The 21484-nt window shown below is 32.8% G+C and carries 17 protein-coding genes; 12 read left to right on the top strand and 5 right to left on the bottom strand.

The window, feature by feature from the left end; genetic code table 11:
- Positions 1 to 234: 234 nt before the first annotated feature.
- From MJQ71_RS04130 to MJQ71_RS04120, 3 genes are all read left to right on the top strand, one after another.
- Positions 235 to 1119 carry a YicC/YloC family endoribonuclease gene (locus tag MJQ71_RS04130; protein WP_238804729.1) on the top strand — a complete coding sequence of 295 codons (885 nt, stop codon included), beginning with the start codon at positions 235 to 237 and terminating at the stop codon, positions 1117 to 1119.
- 134 nt (positions 1120 to 1253) lie between these two features.
- A complete protein-coding gene (gene eno / locus MJQ71_RS04125; RefSeq protein WP_238804727.1) occupies positions 1254 to 2531 on the top strand; it encodes a phosphopyruvate hydratase in 1278 nt (425 codons plus the stop codon).
- Between the two features lie 125 nt (positions 2532 to 2656).
- Positions 2657 to 2983: an FtsB family cell division protein gene (locus MJQ71_RS04120; RefSeq protein ID WP_238804725.1), complete on the top strand. Its 327-nt coding sequence runs from the start codon at positions 2657 to 2659 to the stop codon at positions 2981 to 2983.
- Positions 2984 to 3044: 61 nt separating this feature from the next.
- Here MJQ71_RS04120 and MJQ71_RS04115 read toward each other — a convergent pair whose 3' ends face one another.
- Positions 3045 to 3365 (bottom strand): c-type cytochrome, encoded by a 321-nt coding sequence (locus MJQ71_RS04115; protein WP_238804723.1) that lies wholly within the window; start codon positions 3363 to 3365, stop codon positions 3045 to 3047.
- 355 nt (positions 3366 to 3720) lie between these two features.
- On the opposite strand from MJQ71_RS04115, the gene MJQ71_RS04110 reads away from it, so the two are divergent.
- The 3 genes from MJQ71_RS04110 (at position 3721) to MJQ71_RS04100 (ending at position 8724) form a co-directional block, all read left to right on the top strand.
- Entirely contained in the window at positions 3721 to 5817 is a 2097-nt protein-coding gene (locus tag MJQ71_RS04110) for an OmpA family protein (RefSeq protein ID WP_238804721.1), read from the top strand.
- Between the two features lie 204 nt (positions 5818 to 6021).
- Positions 6022 to 7566 (top strand): hypothetical protein, encoded by a 1545-nt coding sequence (locus MJQ71_RS04105; RefSeq protein WP_238804720.1) that lies wholly within the window; start codon positions 6022 to 6024, stop codon positions 7564 to 7566.
- A 57-nt stretch (positions 7567 to 7623) separates the two neighbouring features.
- Positions 7624 to 8724, top strand: a complete 1101-nt coding sequence (locus MJQ71_RS04100) for an acyltransferase family protein (protein ID WP_238804719.1) — start codon at positions 7624 to 7626, stop codon at positions 8722 to 8724.
- Between the two features lie 2 nt (positions 8725 to 8726).
- Here MJQ71_RS04100 and MJQ71_RS04095 read toward each other — a convergent pair whose 3' ends face one another.
- The 3 genes from MJQ71_RS04095 to MJQ71_RS04085 all read right to left on the bottom strand — a co-directional run bounded on the left by MJQ71_RS04095 (position 8727) and on the right by MJQ71_RS04085 (position 11630).
- Positions 8727 to 9980: a T9SS type A sorting domain-containing protein gene (locus MJQ71_RS04095; protein ID WP_238804718.1), complete on the bottom strand. Its 1254-nt coding sequence runs from the start codon at positions 9978 to 9980 to the stop codon at positions 8727 to 8729.
- Between the two features lie 210 nt (positions 9981 to 10190).
- On the bottom strand, positions 10191 to 10937 hold the full coding sequence (locus MJQ71_RS04090; RefSeq protein WP_238804717.1) for an SPOR domain-containing protein: 747 nt from the start codon (positions 10935 to 10937) through the stop codon (positions 10191 to 10193).
- 141 nt (positions 10938 to 11078) lie between these two features.
- On the bottom strand, positions 11079 to 11630 hold the full coding sequence (locus MJQ71_RS04085; RefSeq protein ID WP_238804716.1) for an SPOR domain-containing protein: 552 nt from the start codon (positions 11628 to 11630) through the stop codon (positions 11079 to 11081).
- 215 nt (positions 11631 to 11845) lie between these two features.
- Between MJQ71_RS04085 and MJQ71_RS04080 the strand changes: the two genes are divergently transcribed.
- Positions 11846 to 13825 carry an alpha-1,4-glucan--maltose-1-phosphate maltosyltransferase gene (locus tag MJQ71_RS04080; RefSeq protein ID WP_238804715.1) on the top strand — a complete coding sequence of 660 codons (1980 nt, stop codon included), beginning with the start codon at positions 11846 to 11848 and terminating at the stop codon, positions 13823 to 13825.
- 69 nt (positions 13826 to 13894) lie between these two features.
- Positions 13895 to 14881, top strand: coding sequence for a phosphotransferase (locus MJQ71_RS04075; RefSeq protein ID WP_238804713.1), 987 nt, complete (start codon positions 13895 to 13897; stop codon positions 14879 to 14881).
- A 26-nt stretch (positions 14882 to 14907) separates the two neighbouring features.
- On the opposite strand, the gene MJQ71_RS04070 is transcribed toward MJQ71_RS04075, so the two are convergent.
- Complete coding sequence (locus MJQ71_RS04070) at positions 14908 to 16209, bottom strand: erythromycin esterase family protein (protein WP_238804711.1); 1302 nt, start codon at positions 16207 to 16209, stop codon at positions 14908 to 14910.
- A 272-nt stretch (positions 16210 to 16481) separates the two neighbouring features.
- On the opposite strand from MJQ71_RS04070, the gene MJQ71_RS04065 reads away from it, so the two are divergent.
- From MJQ71_RS04065 to MJQ71_RS04050, 4 genes are read left to right on the top strand one after another with little or no spacing between them, the layout of a single operon-like run.
- Positions 16482 to 17450 carry a DUF2157 domain-containing protein gene (locus MJQ71_RS04065; RefSeq protein WP_238804709.1) on the top strand — a complete coding sequence of 323 codons (969 nt, stop codon included), beginning with the start codon at positions 16482 to 16484 and terminating at the stop codon, positions 17448 to 17450.
- The gene (locus MJQ71_RS04060) at positions 17447 to 18604 is read left to right on the top strand and encodes a hypothetical protein (protein ID WP_238804707.1); all 1158 of its coding nucleotides are present in this window, start codon (positions 17447 to 17449) and stop codon (positions 18602 to 18604) included. Before MJQ71_RS04065 ends, MJQ71_RS04060 begins: the two co-directional genes overlap by 4 nt.
- A gap of 18 nt (positions 18605 to 18622) precedes the next feature.
- Positions 18623 to 19252: a PAQR family membrane homeostasis protein TrhA gene (gene trhA / locus MJQ71_RS04055; protein WP_238804705.1), complete on the top strand. Its 630-nt coding sequence runs from the start codon at positions 18623 to 18625 to the stop codon at positions 19250 to 19252.
- A 9-nt stretch (positions 19253 to 19261) separates the two neighbouring features.
- Complete coding sequence (locus MJQ71_RS04050; RefSeq protein ID WP_238804703.1) at positions 19262 to 21448, top strand: FUSC family protein; 2187 nt, start codon at positions 19262 to 19264, stop codon at positions 21446 to 21448.
- The last annotated feature ends 36 nt before the right edge of the window (positions 21449 to 21484 follow it).

The following is a 21484-nucleotide window of genomic DNA, read 5'->3' as shown; positions in this document are numbered from 1 at the left end:
AATCGAAGCTGATTTGTACCCGTTTTTATTTATTATAGTTCGGTTTTATTAACATTCGATTATCATTGTTTAGCAAATGGCAAATAAAAATAAGCTTTTCTCAAAATTCATTCATATTTTTTCAAAAATATCCTATATTTTGACGTTATTTGTCATAGTTTTAATTGTTTAGAAAACTAGCTTCTCTATTTCAAAAAAGCTGTGTATTTCTATTATTCACTCATATAATATTACATGCTACAATCAATGACTGGTTTTGGCTCGGCAACCGTCGAAAATGCTAAAATCTCTGTAACTGTCGAAATAAAATCGTTAAATTCTAAGTTTTTTGACATTTATTGCCGAATTCCACGCACCTATTCTGAAAGAGAAATTGAAATCAGAAATCTACTTACCCAAGAATTAGAGCGTGGTAAAGTCGAATTCATGATGAACGTTACTCCAAAAGATGAATCTGGAGCTTCCACAACAGTTAATCGCCCACTCATCAAAGCGTATTTTAAAGACCTAAAAGCCACGGCCAACGAACTGGGTTTTGAACCAAGTCCAACCGAATTATTACGTATGGCTTCCATGATGCCAAATGTTTATAATAATGATTCTTTGAGCGAAGTTGATGCCAAAGCCGAATGGGATTTGATGAAAAGTGCTATTAATCAAGCAATAAAAAAATGTAAGGAATTTCGTACGCAAGAAGGTGGAAACACTTCATTGAAATTTCAAGAATATATTCAAAGTATCAGTAATTTACTTGCACAGGTCGAAGAACAAGACCCAAAAAGGATTCCAGTGGTTCGTGAACGCATCGAAAAAGCCGTTGGCGAATGGTCATCAAGTGAAACATTCGACAAAAATCGTTTTGAACAAGAATTGATTTATTATGTAGAAAAGTTTGATATTTCAGAAGAGAAAGTTCGTTTAAAAAACCATTTAGAATATTTTATTCAAGAATTAAAAATTGCTTCTAATGGAAAGAAACTTAACTTTATTGCCCAAGAAATCGGTCGTGAAGTCAATACGATTGGCTCGAAAGCAAATGATTCGATTATTCAAAGATTAGTTGTTCAAATGAAAGATGAGTTAGAAAAAATCAAGGAGCAAACCATGAATATTGTTTAGGAATTCATTCCTAAGTATTTACAAAATTTGTCTAATCTCAAAAAAATAGCTAATTTTACGGCAGTTACCAAAGAAAATATCGTGCTTTTGTACGATTTCAATATTTTTTATAACCAAAATACCTTATACTTACAATGAGCCAAATTGTTAGAGTACACGCAAGACAAATTCTCGATTCAAGAGGAAACCCTACTATCGAAGTTGATATTTTAACCGACAACGGTTATTTAGGACGTGCAGCAGTACCTTCTGGTGCTTCTACTGGCGTACACGAAGCCGTTGAATTACGTGATGATGATTCAAAAGTATATCAAGGAAAAGGTGTTTTGAAAGCAGTTAAGAATGTAAACGAAACAATCGCTTCTGAATTATTAGGAGCAAATGTTTTCGAGCAAAACTTGATTGACCAAATCATGATTGACCTTGATGGCACACCAAATAAAGGTAATTTAGGAGCAAATGCAATCTTAGGTGTTTCTTTGGCGGTTGCTAAAGCAGCCGCTTTTGAAGCAGGTTTGTCATTGTATCGCTATTTGGGTGGTGTAAATGCTAATACATTACCAGTTCCAATGATGAATATCTTGAATGGTGGTTCACACGCCGATAATTCAATTGATTTTCAAGAATTTATGGTAATGCCAGCAAAAGCTGAGTCATTCTCTCACGCTTTACAAATGGGAACTGATATTTTCCATACTTTGAAAAAAGTATTGAAATCTAAAGGTTACTCTACAAACGTAGGTGATGAAGGTGGTTTCGCTCCAAACATCAAATCAAATGAAGAGGCAATCGAAATCGTATTGCAATCAATTGAAAAAGCTGGTTTCAAAGCTGGTGAAGATGTATTTATCGCAATGGATGCCGCTGCTTCTGAATTCTACAATGCAGAAACAGGTCTTTATACTTTCAAAAAATCTGACGGCAAGCAATTAAATTCTGCTGAAATGGCTGCATATTGGGCAACTTGGGTTGAGAAATATCCAATTATCTCAATCGAAGACGGTATGGCTGAAGATGATTGGGCTGGTTGGGCAGAACAAACTCGTTTGATTGGTAGCAAATGCCAATTAGTTGGTGACGATTTGTTCGTAACAAACGTAAAACGTTTACAAGAAGGTATTGATAAAGGTATTGCCAATGCTATTTTGGTGAAAGTAAACCAAATTGGTTCATTGACAGAAACCATCAATGCAGTAAACTTAGCTCACAAAAACAAATACAAGAGCATCATGTCACACCGTTCGGGTGAAACTGAAGACGCAACAATTGCTGACTTGGCAGTAGCATTGAATACTGGCCAAATCAAAACTGGCTCGGCTTCACGTTCTGACCGTATGGCGAAATACAACCAATTACTTCGTATCGAAGAAGAATTAGGACAATCAGCTACATTTCCTGGCTTGAAGTTCTAAATTTTATTCGCTCTCAAGAGTGATAACAAAAGCGTTGAATGATTTTAAAATTATTCAACGCTTTTTGTTTTTTTAACAGAAATACCTATTTTTGAAGTACAATCGTGCTTTAAAACTTTCCTACAATGAAAATTCATATTCCTGTAATTGTACATAAATACCGTTTTTATGTGCTTACGCTTGTTGGCCTTTTGGTTTGGGTCACCTTTTTTGATGGCAGCAATCTAGTGGCTCAATTTAGACTTTGGCAAAAGCTCTCCGATTTAGAAAACCAACAAGAATACTACGTTGAAGAACTCAAAAAAGTAAAAGAAGAAGAAAAGGAAGTTATGGGCAATCAAGAATCAATGGAGAAATTCGCTCGTGAAAAGTACTTAATGAAAAAAAGTGGAGAAACCGTTTTTGTAGTGGTTGATGAAGAAAATAAATCGGTTGAAAAAGAGGAAGAATAAAATAATAAGTGGCAAAAGACCTCTATTGAAAAATCAAATAGAGGTCTTTTGTTTAAGATGATTACTTTAAAGTTGTAATCCATTTTGCAATTTTCAATGCTTCATCTTTTGGAACATTTGTCAAAGCAGCCATCGGAGGATAACCTTCCCAGTTTGATGGTTTTGGTTTGTAAATCAACTCTACAATTTGCTCAGGCTTATATTTTTTCTTTTTATTTACTTCAATATAAGCTGGCCCTACCAAACGAGTATCTACTTTATGGCAAGCCAAACAAGTATTTTTTTGAAGTAATTTCTCAATATCTGGTGGAATTTTTGTTTGTGCTTTCGACACAGAGGCAATCCCAAGTACAACCGCAATGGTCAGGAGTGATTTTTTCATTTTACTATAAGCTTTATTAAATTATTAAAGTCGTAATTCCGAATTGTTCCGCTAAATTCGTAAACAAAACGTAAGAATGAAAGTATTTGTTGAATTTTTAAAAGAATATTTTGTTAATGAAAAGTTAAGTCTCGTAAATATTACTTTTTGAATTTTAGAAATGCACAAATTTGACTCACAAAACGTTGTTAATAAGCATGATAGATTAGTCAAGGTATAAAAAATAAAAATAATGGCTCCAAAATTAAATAAGAGATAAGCCTAATTTTGATAGTCTAATAAAATTGCATACTTTCGCTTTCTTTCAAAAAAATAAACCCAATTAGAGAAAAAAACAGTGATTCTTTTAAAAAAAATGTTTTTCACTCACAAAAAATCAATTTCCAGCTCTTGCAATATTCCCTTATTGATTCAATTAGGTGCATTTTTATTGATTTTCACTCCTATAGTCCATGTTTTTGCTCAACAAAAAGTACAATGGGCAAACAAAGTTCTTGCATTTTCTTCAGAACGAACCGACCCAATCTATCAAGGGCCGCAATATAGAGCTATTCAGATTTTAGGTAACCCAAATAAACTACCACAAAAAGGCGATAGTAAATGTGCTTGGTCATCATCTGGAGCGGATACTTATGCCGAAGAATATATAAAAGTAGGATTTGAAAATCCAGTGAGAATAAAGCAGGTTTGTATCGCTGAAAACTTCAACCCAGGGGCTGTTTTAAGGGTTTTGGCTTATGATTCCACCGACCGAGAATACATCATTCACGAAAATAAGGAAGATGGTCCAACTGAAATTGGCCGAATGTGGAACATTATCATTCCGCAAACTCAGTATAAAGTTTATGCAATAAAAATTGTTCTTGCTCCTGCAAAAATACCTGGTTATAATCAAATTGATGCTTTGGGAATTTCAGAAATTGACCTTCCTTATGAAGCAAAAATCAATCTTGTAAAAGATATTCCGAAAGAAATATTAAAAGAAAGTTTAGGAAAAGGTGTAAACTCTAAATTTAGAGAAGTTGCTCCAATTGTCACTCCCGATGGAAAAACCCTAATTTTTGCTAGAGAAGGTCACGAATTAAACATTGGCAAAGAAAAAAGGCAAGATGTGTGGGTTTCTAAATTGCAGCCTGATGGCATTTGGGGAGAAGCCGAAAATATTGCTGGGCCTATCAATACTGATGTAAATAATGCAGCAACGAGTATTTCGGCTGATGGTAAAAATATTTATATACTCAATATTTATAATCCAGACGGGACTTATCGACCTGGTTTATCTAAATCTAAAAAAACGCGTTTAGGCTGGGAATTTCCTAAAGAAGTTAAAATTACTGATTATTATAACCGAAGTGATTTTACCGAGTTTTCATTAGCCCCGAACGGAAAAGTAATGATAATTGCCTGTGAACGAAAAGATTCTCGTGGAGACAAAGATTTATATGTTTCTTTCCTGAAAGACGGAGATATTTGGTCAAAACCACAAAGTATGGGTGCAACCATCAATACTGCCGAAAGAGAAAGTACTCCCTTCATTGCTGCTGATTCTAAAACTATTTATTTTTCGACTTCCGGTTTTCCTGGTTATGGTGATAATGATATTTTTCTTAGTCATCGATTAGATAGCACTTGGACAAACTGGAGTGAACCCGAAAATCTTGGTAATTTGATTAATACACCCAAGTGGGACGGATATTTTACTATTTCGGCGTCAGGTGAATATGCCTATTTAAGTTCCGAAGAAAATGCTTTGGGTGGAAAATGGGAAGATATTTTTAGAATTAAACTTTTCCCATCCATAAAACCCGAACCTGTTGCAATTATTTCTGGAACTGTTGTCAATGCTTTTGATAAAAAACCGATTGCCGCTGATGTTATTATGGAACTATTGAATGACAGTACAAATATTTCAAACGACAAAATTGTAGCCGAATTTGACCCTGAAACTGGCGAGTATAAAATGGTAGTTCCGCTAAAAAAATCTTATAGTTTGAATGCTTCAAAAAAAGGATTTGTCAGTATTAGCGAAACTTTAGACTTAACCAAAGAAAAAAGATTTAGAGAAATAAAGAAAAATATCAACTTGATTCCTGTCAAAGAAGGGCAAACAATGATTTTAAACAACCTCTTTTTCAATCAAAGTAAGTTTGATATTTTACCCGCCTCTTTCCCTGAATTAAATAGAATTATTGAATTAATGCAAGAATATCCTGCAATGGAAGTTATTATTGAAGGACATACTGATGGTAGTGATGATAATATTATGCTCAATGTGAAGCTTTCACAAAACCGTGCCAATGAAGTAAAAAAATATTTAGTTGAAAAAGGTGGAATTGATACCAAACGTATTCAAACCAAAGGTTGGGGACAATCAAAGCCAATTGCTAGTAATGCAACAGAAGAAACTCGCAAAAAAAATAGAAGAGTAGAGTTTACAATTTTGAAACTTTAGGCCGTAAAAGCCAAACAAACATTCTTTTACATCATCAGATTTATTTAATTTATGCTCAAATTGAGGCTTTTTTTTTCTCTTAAAAATATATTTGCTTTTTGCTTAATTATTACTCCAATACTTATTTTCTGGCTATCATTTCAAAAATATGCAGTTAATATCCCTCATTGGGACGATTTTGCGGTTCGGAATTCTCTTGCTCAAATGTTCCAAACCGATTCAATGAGTGAAAAATTAAAAATTTTATTTGCTCAACACAACGAACATCGAATTTTCTTAACCAGGATATCCGCTTGGTTTATTTACCAAATACAGGGAACTTTAGATTTGAAATTACTCATGGTGCTGGGTATTTTGGCATTAATTGGCATTCATATTCTTTTTTATAATTTATCAAAAAAATACAAATTTCCTCTTATTGCTTTTACACCTATTTCATTCCTTATTTTCAATGTTGGTTTATTTGAAAATACGTTTTGGGGGATGGCATCAATTCAAAATTTTGGCGTAATTTTCTTCGCTTTTCTAACATTTTATTTCCTCGTTTTTTCTATCGAAAAGAAACATAATTATTACTTATATTTTGCCCTTTTTTCTTGTTTTTTAGGAATATTTACAAGTAGTAATGGTATCATTATTCCACTAATAGGCTGTGTAATTTTGCTATTTCAAAAGCAAAAAAAGCATTTTTTAATTTGGATAGGTAGTTCTATTTTATTTTTAGTTAGTTTTTTTTATGGCTTTGAGAAAAACCCTGATAAAGCGGCAAGCCTGAATGTTTCTGATGTAAATTTATTGGTAAAAGGCTTATTTGCTACCTTTGGAAGTGCCATTGATTCGTCGTTCATTGATTTGAATAAACATCTTGATTTATCAATGGCTGTAGGCTTACTTTTGATTTTATTTATTGTATTATTTGCTTATCAAGTAATATTCAAAAAGTACAACATTGAACAAAAAAATAACGATTTGTTCTTACTCTCTTGTTTGATGTTTATTGGCGTAACTTGTGTTGGAATCGTATTGGCTCGTATTTCGTTCGGAATTGGTATCTTATTGACCAGTAAATATAAAATATACTCTATTTTGACCTTAGTTATTTTCTATTTTGTAGCGGTTAATTCTTTTTCAATAAAATATAGAAACAACTTTATTCTTCTATCAGTTTTAGTAAGTATTTTGTTTAATTTTTACACTTATATTGCTGATTATCAGAACATTAGATACTTAAATCAAGAACGAATTTGCGAGCAATTTGTACAACAAGTGAGCGAGAAATCATTTCCAACACAAGGTATTATGGCAAAATTACAACGTCCACACAAAACATTCTTTGACAACTTGATTAATGACTTATCTCGCCCAATTGATACATTAAAAATAAATTTACGAATCAAAGATAAACCAACAAACTATCAACTTTATAACAAACAAACTGATTTTTCAATCAACCTGACCTCGCCTGAAGCTGGATTATATTTTATTCTAAAATCTGCAAAAGATGTATATTTATGTCCAACAAAAATTAGTGGTTTAGGAAAAAAAGCTTATTTAGACCGCAATTTTTTAGTTAATAATATACTTAAAGTTGATAACTTTACGGCTGAAATCGATAAATTCTATTTCAATGATGGTAAATACCGAATTGGACAAGTATTAGTTCAAAATGGCATAAAAACTATTTCTTGGACAAACCAAGTTATTGATATTGTTGCCTTAAAAAAAGAAAAAACACAACAAAACTGGTAAAAATTGAAAGATTTTATATTTCAATTTTTTATTCTTAGAAGAAAATCTTCAATAATAATGACACAAAACATACCCAACACTTCTTATTTAAGGCAATTGGATGGCCTACGATTTATTGCCGTTTCGATGGTTTTAGTTGACCATTGGTCAGGCGATGCACTCCAATTTCCAATAAGTTATTTAGGTGTTTGTATGTTTTTCGTTTTAAGTGGGTTTCTCATTACCCGAATTTTATTGCAAGCCAAAGAAAAAGATTCCAACCTACAACGGTCACATAAATTTTCACTAAAACAGTTTTTTATTCGTCGAACAGTCAGAATTTTCCCAATTTATTACCTGACTATTCTGGTTTTATTTATCTTGAATGTTGAGCCTGTCCGAGAAAAAATTTGGTGGTATCTAACCTATTCTACCAATATTTATATTGCAATTAAACAAACTTGGCTTGGTTCGAGCGACCATCTATGGTCATTAGCAGTAGAAGAGCAATTTTACTTGTTTTTCCCTTTCATTATTTTCTTTGTACCGAAACGCTATTTGACCAAAATATTAATTGGTTTTATCATTTTTTCAGTTGCATTACGATTATTTTTCTATTTGAATGGTACAGAATGGATGACTCCGTATGTATTAATGCCCACTTGCTTAGATGCTTTCGGAATGGGAGGTTTGCTTGCATATTTCTATTTCAATAAAAACGAGCAAGTAAAAACATTCATTACAAATAAATTTTTGCTAGCATTGAGCTTAATATTATACATTGGAATTGTGATTTGGGGAAAACAATTTCCCGAAGGGCATAATATTATCACAGTAGTTTTTCTACGACTTTTTGAGTCTTTATTCTCACTTTTTTTGGTCGGAAATGCCGTTTATGGATTTGGTGGCGTTACGAAGACTTTGTTAGAAAACAATATCAGTGTTTATCTCGGACGAATTAGCTACGGAATTTATATTTACCACAAATTTATCTATAATCATTATCATAATTCACCTTCTAACCCCGTCATTAAATTGCTCAATAAATTACCTACGATTGACGGAAATATGACTTTAAAAATTATTTTTCTCTACCTAATTACGATTGCTGTCGCAAGTATTTCGTGGTATTTGATTGAAAAACCAATCAATAAATGGAAAGATAAATTTAGTTATTAAACTTATTTTACTAATTTCTTTACTGTCACTTTACTATTGTCTAAAATCCGTAAGAAATAAATTCCACCTGGTAAATCATTTACATTAAGTATTGTTGTTCCAACTGTAATATCTTGATTTTCAGCTGTTTGCACTATTTGACCCAAATTATTTAGCAATTCTACTTTTACTACTCTCGGTTGATTTTGGTCGGGAATTGTGATATTGAGAAGTCCTTCAAAAGGATTAGGAAACACTTTTATATCATAGTTTTCTTCTGTAATGATTTCTGTATCAGTTACAACATATCCCTTCAATCCATTGATTTGCCAACCCATTTCATTGAGACAATTAAGTAATAAATCACCAGGGTTTTGGTTTACCTCTGCCGCTCTAATACTTGGTGACATCAGCGAATTTGCGGTGCCTGCTGGATAAGTACTTTCATCAAAATGTGAAAAACTTGACCCATCTTTAAATGGCGATGGTGCATAAAGACGTGGTAAAGCATTAGCTAATTTAGGATTTTTGGCTCCAAAGTAGAGAGCATTGCTAGTTAAAGTTTTTTTCAGGTCTAATGAGGGATTACCGTAAATACCAGTATTTGTTAATTTTACTTTTCCTGAATCTTGCATAAAAACATCAAATACAAAGGCACTTCCTGACTGCCCATATTGCCCTTGTGTATCATTATTGACAATGCTCATCGACGAAGAAAATCCTAATCCATGAGCAATTTCGTGCATCAAAACCGTAACCAAGTCGTATTTACCAGTTTGGGCCTTTGCATCAACCCCATAATACCAATTAATTTTACTATTGATTGACAAATCTATGTCATATTCACCAGCATTGAGTTCTTTCCCAGACAAAGCTTCAGCTAATGGAACAGGATACCAAACGTTTGAATAAGGAGCATTTGTGAAATTCTTATAGATTCGAGTTGCACCAGTTGACGCCAATGTAGTCGAAGTAAGATTTGTTGACCAAGTAGCTTTAAGACGAATTGTTTGGGAAGAAATTAAATATTTTTCCCAATTTGAAACTGCTTTTTCAAAGGCTATTTTAGCTTGTTCAGGAAAATCAATGTAGGTAACTTCAATATTTGATGTTGCTGTCAAACGAGCATTTCCTGTCGTAAAATCTTCGGGTAGAATTTGAGTAAAACTATTTTCTTCTGAAAAATGACAAATAACAGGAGTTCCTGGCAAAGATTCTTGCGAAAATGCCACATTTTGAAATATTAAATAAAAACTAATAATTACAATGAAACGCATCTGTGAATATTACTTGAATAGTAAATACATATTAGACGAAGTTGGGCAGAAAAAGATTGCACCATAAACCAAAAAACTCCCCTCTTTCGAGGGGAGCAAGTCATAAATCCGCCAATTTATGACTTTTCAATTGGTCTTCAATTATCCGTTAAAATTAATTAACCAATAAAAGAAAACATTGTGAAATTCGTCTTTCCTGACAAATTTAGATTAGAACCCTTTCACAAATGAATTATAACCAAGATTCTCCATTTTCTTTTGAGAATCCTTTGCATTGGCTTCATCTTCAAATAATCCGTAAACCACACGATAGACCATTGGTTTATCAGCCGATTTACTTACCTGAATAAATATTTTCTCAATTTCAGCTTCCCCATTTTTAGTCAATTTGGTTGCAAAATCTTTAGCAGCTTTCAGTTGGCTAAATGCTGCAATTTGTAAACCAAACCCTGATAAATCTTTTATTTTACCATTGAGGTCATAAACATGATTAATATCAAAGCCTTCCAATTTACTTGTTTCTACTTCAACTTCTTTTTCCTTAACTATCTTTTTGAATGCTGTTGGAGCGGCAGTTATTGATTTAGATGTTGAAGCATCTGCGGTTGCCCAAAAACGCTCAATTTCATCATCGCCTTGAATCTCTTGTACTTTAACTTTGGTCTTATTGGACTTAACTCCAATTTCATCCATCGTACTTTTTGTAATGCTTGCGAGTGAATTATTTTCTGTGCTTTTTACACGGTCATTGATTCTGACTACAACAGATTTTCCGTTTTCCGTATTTGTTAATTTTACTTTTTTATTAAACGATATAGCTGTTTTTGAATCTTTCATTGCCGAAACTTCACCAATTCCAAGGTCATCTGATAAACTCGCTGTAATATCTTGTGCCTGACTTTCAAGAGCCAAAATTGTCAAAATGGCTCCAAATAAATGAGTAAAATGTGCTTTCATAGGATTGTTACTTTATGAGTTATTTATAATTTCTTTCATTCTAAATAACTTTCCTCAAATAGCGTGCCAAAAGATTCTATTAACAAAAAAAACTCACATAAACCAATATGTAAGTTTTCTTAGATTAAAAAAACAAATATTTTATCTAAATTCTTTGACAAAAGGTGAATAACCTAAAGCAAGAAAAGTTCTTTGCTTTTCACGAGCCGACTCATCTGATTTCAACAAACCAAAATATACTTTGTATAAAACCTTTTCGGAATTATTTACGGTATAAATAAATAGTTGTTTTTTCTCGGCATCTCCTTTTTGTGCAATTTTAAGGGCATATTCTTTGGCAGTTTTTAGGTCTGAAAAAGAGCCAAATTGCAAAGCGTACCCAATCAAATCTTTTTTCTCTCGCACGTAAACAAAATTGTCATCATTAAATTTTGTACTCACCACTTCAATTTCTCTTGTACTTGAAGTGCCGCCCAAACCTAAATCATCGTTTTCAATCTCCTCAATCATTACACGAGATTTACTTGTTTGTACATTGTTAGATTGCTCATTGTTGGATTTTGAAATAATGATAATTTTATCGGATTTTTCTTTAGGTGTTGCCGTTGAAACAACATTACCTTTGTTAGTATTAGCAAAAGTAAAACTTAAACTAATAGCAGTAAGAGTTGCAGATAACAATACTTTTTTCATGTTTTTTTTTATTTGAATATGATTGAGTGTTTGCAAACTTCGTGCTAAACTTGTTTCTTAGAAGAAAAAAAAAGAAATTTGAGGAATATTTCTTTAACCTAATTGATGAATCATTGAAACTATTGAAGTTTGTTTTGCCTATAAATGACCATTTATATAGTTATTTATACCTAAAAATGGCATTTCTGACCTCATTAGTACTTTTACTTTAATTTATGAAAAATCATTTCCCTTTTCCTACTTCTGGTCAAAGTCGTGCAATTGTTGAGCGTGTTAGCCCCGAAATTGATGGTGGTCGCTTCGCTACAAAAGCAATTGTGAATGAAATTATTACCGTTGAAGCAGACGTCATTATTGATGGTCACGACAATCTAGCAGCTCGGTTACTTTTTAAGCATGAATCTGATAAAAATTGGAGTGAAGTAATCATGTCAGATATGGGTAATGACCGTTGGGTTGGTCGTTTTCTTGCCGAAAAACAAGGTTTTTACACTTATACAGTAGAAGCTTGGGTTGACCATATTGCAAGTTGGCAACATGAAGTTGAACTAAAAGTTCGTGATGGACAAAGACTTGTAGTAGAAATTATGCAAGGGGAAATTTTCTTGAATAATATGGCAAAACTCGCAAAAGGCGATGATAAAAAAGCCATTCAAGAAGCAGCAAAAGCCATGAAAGCTGGTTATTTTCCAAATGACAGCCGCTACGAAGAAGCCATCCAAATTGCGATGAGTGACCAAATGCTCGAATGGCTTACTAAATATCCCGAACGCCAATCGGCTTTTCGTTACCAAGAGTTAAAACTTTATGTTGACCGTCAAAAAGCGGGTTTTTCTGCATGGTATTCTATGTTTCCACGCTCGGCTTCACGAGAAATTGGTAAACATGGTACTTTTAAAGATGTGGAAGTATTATTGCCTCGAATCGCCGAAATGGGTTTTGATGTGCTTTACCTCCCTCCTGTTCATCCAATTGGAAAAACTCACAGAAAAGGCAAAAATAATACAGTAAATGCTGAAGAAGGAGATGCTGGCGTTCCTTACGGCATTGGTTCGGAAGAAGGCGGGCACACAGCTATACATTCTGAATTAGGCAATTTAGCAGATTTCAAACATTTGATTGAAGCCTGTAAAGAATATGACATCGAAATTGCCATGGATTTAGCAATCCAGTGTTCTCCTGACCATCCTTGGGTTAAAGAACATCCCGATTGGTTCAAAATTTTACCAGACGGTACAATAAAATATGCGGAAAATCCGCCAAAAAAATACCAAGATATTTACCCAGTAAATTTTGAAACTGAAGATTGGAAAAACCTCTGGCAAGAATTAAAATCAGTAATGACAACTTGGGCTGAATGGGGTGTAAAAATCATTCGTGTTGATAATCCGCATACCAAATCTTTTGTGTTTTGGGAATGGGTAATTGCCGAAATCAAAAAGGATTATCCTGATATGATTTTCTTGGCTGAAGCATTTACTAAGCCAAAAGTAATGCAACAATTGGCTAAATTAGGCTATACGCAATCTTATACTTATTACGTTTGGCGTACCACAAAAGCTGAAATAACGCAGTACATGACCGAATTGACAAAGGGAGAAATGAAAGATTATTTTCGACCAAATTTTTGGCCAAATACGCATGACATTGACCCTTATATGCTCCAAACTGGGCATGAACCGTTGTTTTTGATTCGTTATTTTATGGCCGCAACACTTGTGGGAAATTACGGAATTTTTGGGCCAACATACGAATACCTCTACCATGCACCATATCCTGGCAAAGAAGAATATGCTTTCTCTGAAAAATACGAAATCAAATGGTGGAATTGGGAACACCGCAATAAATTAACATACATTATTACGCAAGTAAACAAAATTCGTAAGGAAAATACCGCTTTCCATAGCACCAATAATATTGATTTTTGCCAAATTGACAATGACCAATTGTTGGCTTATTTGAAAACTGCAAGTAATGGAAATCGTATCTTGTGTATCACAAGTTTGGATGGTTATAATCGACAAGGCGGTTTTGTAAAGATTCCACTTTGGAAAATTGGCAAAAATGAATGGGAAAATTATCGTGTACACGACTTAATTTCGGGAGCAACATATATTTGGAAAGGTGATACCAATTTTGTTGAACTCGACCCTAATATCTTGCCGTTCCATTTATTCAGAATTGAAGATATTTAGTTTTTTTTGTAGAACAATTCTTCGAATTGTTAAATTTATTAACCCTAATTCGGAGAATTGTTTTATAAAATGTCTCATTTTCCTGTAATCAGTTCAAACCTTTCTACGGTTCATCTTGCTTCATTTCTGAAGGAAAAATATTGTTTTAGCGGAAATACACAATGTAATTTGCTAAAAACAGGAATCAACCATACATATTTAGTTCAAAGTGGTGTAGAAAAATTTATATTTAGGGTTTATAGCCTAAATTGGCGAACAGAAGTTGAGATTTTAGAAGAAATTAGGCTTTTAAATACCTTAAAAGCTCAGGAAATTTCGATTTCTCACCCAATTTTCGACAAAAACAAAAACTATATTCAAAGTATAAACGCCCCTGAAGGTGAAAGATTAGGGCTGATGTTTTCGTTTGCAAAAGGTGAAAAACTTCTTAATTTTTCAGAAGAAACACACTTTAAAGTAGGTCAATTAATGGCCCAAATTCACCAAATTACTTTGCAATTCAATCTTGAAAGAGTTCAATATTCTCCACAAATTCTACTCATTGACTCTCTAAATTACATTGAAAATTTCTTGCCAAATGATTCAGAAGAAATGGATTTCATGAAAAAAACTCAACAATATTTAATTGATGAGTTTTCGAAAATTGATGTTAATTTAGTAAGAAAAGGAGCTGTTCATTTAGATATTTGGTTTGATAATCTCAACATTACAAAAGATAATAAAATTACAATTTTCGACTTTGATTTTTGCGGAAATGGTCTGCTTTGCATGGACATTGCCTACTATATTTTGCAGCTAAATAGTACTGAAAAAGACGAGGCTGTTTGTCAATCTAAAATCAAGAATTTTCTTAATGGATACGAATCAATAACCAAAATAACCGATGAAGAAAAACGAATTATTCCGATGCTTGGTGTTAGTTTGTATTTCTTTTATCTCGGCATTCAATGTCAAAGATTTGACAATTGGTCGAATACATTTCTTAACGAAACTTACTTAAAAAGATTTATTAATTTGCTCGTAAAAAGATATTTTGAATTGAATAAACTAGGTTAATTTAAAAGCATTGATAAGTTTTAGCTTCATTTTCTGAGCCAGTAATTATCCGAATTTGTGGTTTTATTAATGTGAATCACATAATTATAATTAACTTCCAATAATGGAACGTAAACTTTGACATCAGGTGTCATCGGTTTTGCGTAAAATACCGCACCAATTTGATAAAAAGGTGTATTGTCAAAATATGTATGCAAACCAGCATTTCGATAAACAATAGCTGTTTTATAAAAAAAGTTAGGTGTCTTTGCTTTTGATAAAAGTTCGTTTGAATATCCCGTAAAAGAATTTATACCAAAATTATAATACCCTAATTTGTTACTTTCAGAATCTACTGCCGTTACACTTCCTTCAGCAAACGAAAACCCAATCGTGCTATAGCCACCTTGTAGTTTATTGTTGATATGATAGCCCATCATTCTATCTGATGCGTTCGAACTTTCAGTGTTTTTAATGTGTGCATTATGAGCCCAAACTGACATCGGATATGCTGTATGTTTTTTTAACCAAATGGTATTTTCAGCCATAAACAAATCTCTGTTTTCTTGGTTATTACTGGTTAAATCTGTTTCAGTTTGTACAATAATATCGGCAATATGCTCAATAAAATCGTATTCGGTTGAAGAACTTTTAAGAGTCAAACTAGCCTTATTATTTTTAATTAATTCGTTGACTAACAATATATTAGCCTTCTTTCCTTCAAATTTATCTACATTTAAGTCAGTTAATAAATTTGAAATTTCTTGTCCCATTTTTGCATCAATTACTGAAACTCTTTTTATCAGTTCGGGTACATTATATCTGAAAGTCTGGCAATCAACACCATAAATATGAAGCCTTTCTTTTGAGGATTTACCGATGTTATAATCTTTCATCCAGACCAATAAATCTTTCACTTCAGAGGTATTCCAAGTCCAAAAATACATTTTTTCTTTCATCAACTTTTCAATATCACCATTGCCAGTTTGCAAGTATTCATCAAAGATTAATGATTCTGAAAAATCCATTTCAAAGGCAAAAACTTTATGATTAAAATGCTCAACAAAATATTTAAAAAGTCGGTGTTTCATCTGAAAAAACTCCTTTGAACCATGCGTAGCTTCTCCTAATCCAATAATTTGAGCTGATTTCAAATCATCAAAATAAGCTAATTCGGCATCACTCAAATTTAAGGGTTCATGCTGCATCGGAACGATGAGTTTATTGAGTTCGGCTGCATTTTGTGTCAATAAAGTTTCACCCGAAATTGGTGTTGGGTTTTCATCGATTTTTTTTGAACAGCCATTTAAAAATAAAATTGCGAGTACTAAAAGAGTTATATTTTTCATGTTTTCGTGTGTTATTATAAAAGTAAAACTAAATTTTTAATAAAAAAGCAGCATTCAAATTGTCTTAATCAATGATTTTATAAAACATTTTCAACAATAAATGTAATTATCAATCTAATGCCAAATTATCAAAAAAGGTTGTATGACTCTCAAAAGTTTTTGAATGTTGCTATCGAAAGTGCTTGCTAGAGTTGGCAAGATTTTGCGTTTGAACAAACATTTAGTACATTTATTAATCTTTATCAAGGGTGAAAAAAAAACCTTAACTACTTATGACCTACCAAAATTTACTTGGCTTATTGACCGAAAAAGGTATTATTTCAGAAAAACAAGCTACTCAGATCGATTCAACTGAAACCACAAAACTATTTTCCATTCACTGGGAATTACGCTCGTTACTTTACTTGGGAATCACGTTTTTGAGTACTGGTTTAGGGGTATTGGTTTACAAAAATATTGACACAATTGGCCATAATGCTATTATTGGCCTGATTGCGTTAGTCTGCTTCGGTTGTTTTTATTATGCTTTTTTACACCGAAAGACCTTTCATTGGCAGGAAGCCGCAGAAACAAGTAACCTTGAAGATTTTGCTTTGGTTGGTGGTTGCCTTACGTTTCTGACGCTCGAAGGTTATCTTCAATATCAATATTCTATTTTTGGCAACCGCTATGGTTTATCTGCGTTTTTACCAGCTATCTTGTTTTTCGTCTGTGCATACCGATTCGACCACCGAGGCGTTCTTTCAATGGCTATTACGGCCTTAGCATCGGGCGTTGGAGTCAGCATTACCCCTGTAAAACTATGGGAAGCAAACGATTTTAATAGTCAAAACCTAGTTGTAACGGCTCTATTATTAGGTGTTTTTCTCCTTTTTTTTGGTTGGATTGCTGAACAACGAAATTTGAAAAAACATTTCTCTTTTACTTATTTTCTTTTAGGTGGTAATTTAGCATTTGTGGCTGCTTTATCAGGGCTATTTTCATTCGATTTAAAAATCATTTACTTCATTTCGGTCGGAGTTTTAACTTTTGCGAGCATCATTTACGCTCGTCAAATGCACTCCTATATTTTTCTACTAATGGGCGTTATTTACGGATACATTGCATTTACATATGCTGCTTTCAAAATACTTCCTGAGCAATTAGACCCATTCTTGTTTATGCTGTATTTTATGTTGACAGGAGCTGGTGTTGTTTTATTTTTAATCAAAATCAAAAAAATCATCGGACTAAAAAAATGAAAAAAGCATACAACGAAATTTGGGTAGAAAATATTGATAATCAAGTATTTATCAAAAACTGGCACAAACAAAAAATGTTGAATGACGAACAATTTGAGATTGCTCAAACGCTTTTTCCAGTTGAATTTCATCGTTCAAATATTTTTATAAAAGTTGGATTATTTTTATTTACAAACATTGTCGCTTCGGCAGGGATAGGTTTTGTTTCTATTTTTTTTGCAAGTTTTTTTTCAGAATCGACTCAAAATTTTGCAATAATTTGCCTCATTTATTCTGGTATTTTCTTTTATTTTCTTGAATTTTTCATCAAAAAAAATAATTTTTATCGCTCTGGAGTAGATAATGCCTTACTTTATGCAATGCTTTGTGCGTTGATTACTTTTTTTGTAGCAATAACCGAATTTAATTTGCCTTTTTGGGCTTATCTAGCCTTTAGTCTTGTCATATTATTACCATCTTTACTTCGTTATGCCGACCCACTAGTGGCCATTGCCATTTATTTAACTTGGGTTGCATTATGGTTTTCAGTCATAACCAAATTTCCGATTGGCAAAGTAATTATCCCCTTTATAATAATGCTTGTTTCGATAGGAAGTTATGTTTTAATACATATTTGGAGAAAGCGAACAAACTCATCTTATTATACTGACTGTCAAGACATTATAGAAATTTTGACTTTAATGACGTTCTATTTAGGTGGTAACTATTTGGTAGTTCGAGAAGGAAATGCGACGTTAAATGGTTTATCAGTTTCTGTACAAATTGACTTTGCACCCTTATTTTATTTTTTTTCGGTGGCAATTCCTCTATTTTATATTGTACGTGGCTTACAAAAACATGACAGAAAACTCTTGATCGTTGGAATATTAGCATTTGCTTTTTCTATTTTCACATATCGACAATATTTTTCAGTTTTACCACTCGAATGGGCATTGTCAATAGGCGGAACATTACTTATTTTGTTTTCAGTTTTAACAATTAGAATACTAAAACTTCCCAAATTTGGTCTAACTTACGAGCCAAATGATACAAACAAGTTTCAAAATTTAGAAGCATTTATCATTAATCAAGTAATTCAACAACCCAATCATTCTGAAAAAACACAATTTGGCAAAGGCGATTTTGGTGGTGGCGGTGCAGGAAGCAAGTATTAAAAATATAAAAACAATCAAATGAACACACCTTCGGAAATAAAAACAGAATTGGCTAACGCTATTTCTCACGGTTTAGGTATTTTATTTACAATTATTGCCTCACCTATATTGATTGCATTAGTTGTGCAAAAATCTGATTCTATTCTTACTTTTTCGGTGGCATTTTACTGTTTTTCATTACTTTTAATGTTTACTTTTTCAACATTATACCATGCATTTGCTAACCCATTAGTAAAAAAAACGCTACGAATTTTCGACCATATCAGCATTTTTTTCTTAATTGGTGGCACATACGCACCATTTATTATCTTATTTACACCTTCAAATACGGCCTTTTGGTTTTTTATTATACAATGGTCTCTCATAGCTTTGGGTGTTTTAAAAAAGATTTTTTATACTGGAAAATTTCGCTTATTATCTACCTTAATTTATATATTTATTGGCTGTTTAGTTTTCTTCATCGATTCTGATTTTTGGACGCAACTACCTAATAAATCTATCTATTTTCTTATTGCTGGAGGCTTAAGTTATCTGATTGGTGTTATTTTCTATCAAAACCAAAAAATCCCATACAATCATTTTATTTGGCATTTGTTTGTGTTTTTTGCTGCAATTTTTCATTATTTTGGCATTTTGGTAGCCATTTAATTATTTCGCATGAACCTACATTTTTCTCCAAAAAAGATTCCTAGCGAAATCAAAAATTTCGTTCTTAGCCAATACTTCGGCGATGGCTTACGGATAACTTTTGGCGTCGTTTTCCCAAGTTTGGTACTTGCCCAATTTGGTTTACTTAAAATTGGCATTTCTTTGTCTTTAGGAGCCGTTTGTACGAGTATTGCTGATACGCCAGGGCCAATTACTCATAGACGCAATGCCATGTTTTTAACAATGGTTTTAGTAACAATTATATCTTTACTAACAAGTCTTTGTAGCGGCTCGATTTACCTTTTAGGAGCATTGATTGTTGTGCTAAGTTTCATTTTTTCAATGTTTTATGTCTATGGTACAAGAGCCACCTCGATGGGGGTAGCTGCTTTATTGGTGATGATAATTGGCATTGATGATATTCGCCCTGTGAATGAGATTTTGTTTTATTCACTTTATATTTTTCTCGGTGGTTTTTGGTATTCTTTGCTGAGTTTATCTATTTATCAGATTATGCCGTATCGACTAGCAAGGCTTTCTTTAGCAGAATCAGTGATGGAAATTGCAGGTTTTATGCGAATAAAAGCGGGCTTTTATAAAGAAAACATGGATTATGATGAAAATTATAAAAAACTCATAGAAGCCCAAATAACTGTCAATGAAAAGCTAGATGCGGTGCGTGAACAGCTTTTTAAAAATCAAAAAATTGTACAAGAAAATTCGCAGGAAGGACGATTATTACTGGTTATTTTTGTCGATATGGTTGATTTGTATGAACAAATCATGTCCACGTTTTTTAATTATCAAAAACTGCATAAACAATTTGACCATACTGGCATTTTGATTGATTTTGAAAACATCCTTAATCTTTTGGCAGAACAAATGGAATACATTAGTATTTCACTCAAAGATGGCAGTAAACCCGAAATCAACCTTCTTCTAAATCGCAAACTACAAACGCTTAAATTTAGTATTGATACGCTTTCCAAACAAAATGATGAACCTTCAAACAAAGAAACTTTTTCGGTGATTGGTTTACAAGCATTAAAAAATATTGAGTTTAATATTGAAAATATTCTTCTCCGAATCAAAAAAATAAATGGCTATTTTAAGGAAAAAGAACAAGCAAAATTATCAAGAAATGACTTAAAAACGACCGCTTTCACCAACAGTCAAGTATATGATTTAGATACTTTTTTAGAAAATTTAAACTTAAAATCCGAAAATTTCAGACACGCTCTTCGTGTTTCTGGCATGATGCTGATTGGTTTTATCATTGCTCAATCGACTCAACTTCTGCATAGTAACTGGATTCTTTTGACAATCATGGTCATTATGAAACCCGCTTACAGCCTCACCAAAGAACGCAATCTGGATAGGCTCATTGGCACAATTGGAGGTGCTTTCATCGGTATGATTATCCTCAACTATGTGACCGATAATCGCTTGTTATTTGCTATTTTATTGGTTTGTATGCTCGGAACATATAGTTTTCAACGAAAAACGTATCTTATAAGCGTTGTTTTTATGACCCCTTTTATCCTGATACTTTTCGAGTTTTTGGGGATGGGAAGTCGAGCATTGCTAATCGAACGAGTGTACGACACCGCAATTGGTGGCGTTCTTGCATTTATTGGTAGTTATGTTTTGTTGCCAAATTGGGAGCATGAAAAACTTAAAAAAACGCTAATTGAAATGTTGGAGGCAAATTTGGCTTATTATCATCAAGTTTCTCAGATGTATTTTGGTGAAAATTATCAACGAATTCCCTATAAAATAGTTAGGAAAGAAGTATTTGTGAGAAGTGCCAACTTGGCTTCTAGTTTTCAAAGGATGTTTTCCGAACCAAAACATAAACAAATAAGTATCAACGAAGTACACAAATTTTCGGTCTTGAATCACCTTTTATCCTCTTATGTTGCTACACTTGCTTTGTATTCGCGAGAGCATTTTGAAGAACTTTCAGATTTTGAAAACTTACAAGATATAGCACAGAATACTGAAAATTTACTCAAAGAAGGCATTAAAATTATTGAAAAAAGTGCATTTATATCAAAAGAAAATATTCAGATTTTGAAGCATAAAAATAACCAAGAACAAAGCGAAGAAAATATGATTATTATTCCCGAACAATTTATGAATATCCAAAAAGTAGCGTATGATATTTGTAAAATTTCTGAACGAATCAAATTATAAAAAAACTAAGAGACACTTATTGTAGTTCTCTTGATA

Source organism: Emticicia aquatica (genome assembly GCF_923079645.1).
Taxonomy (GTDB): Bacteria; Bacteroidota; Bacteroidia; order Cytophagales; family Spirosomataceae; genus Emticicia; species Emticicia aquatica.
Note: the sequence above shows the minus strand (reverse complement) of the source record. Positions and strands in the feature narration are given on the sequence as shown.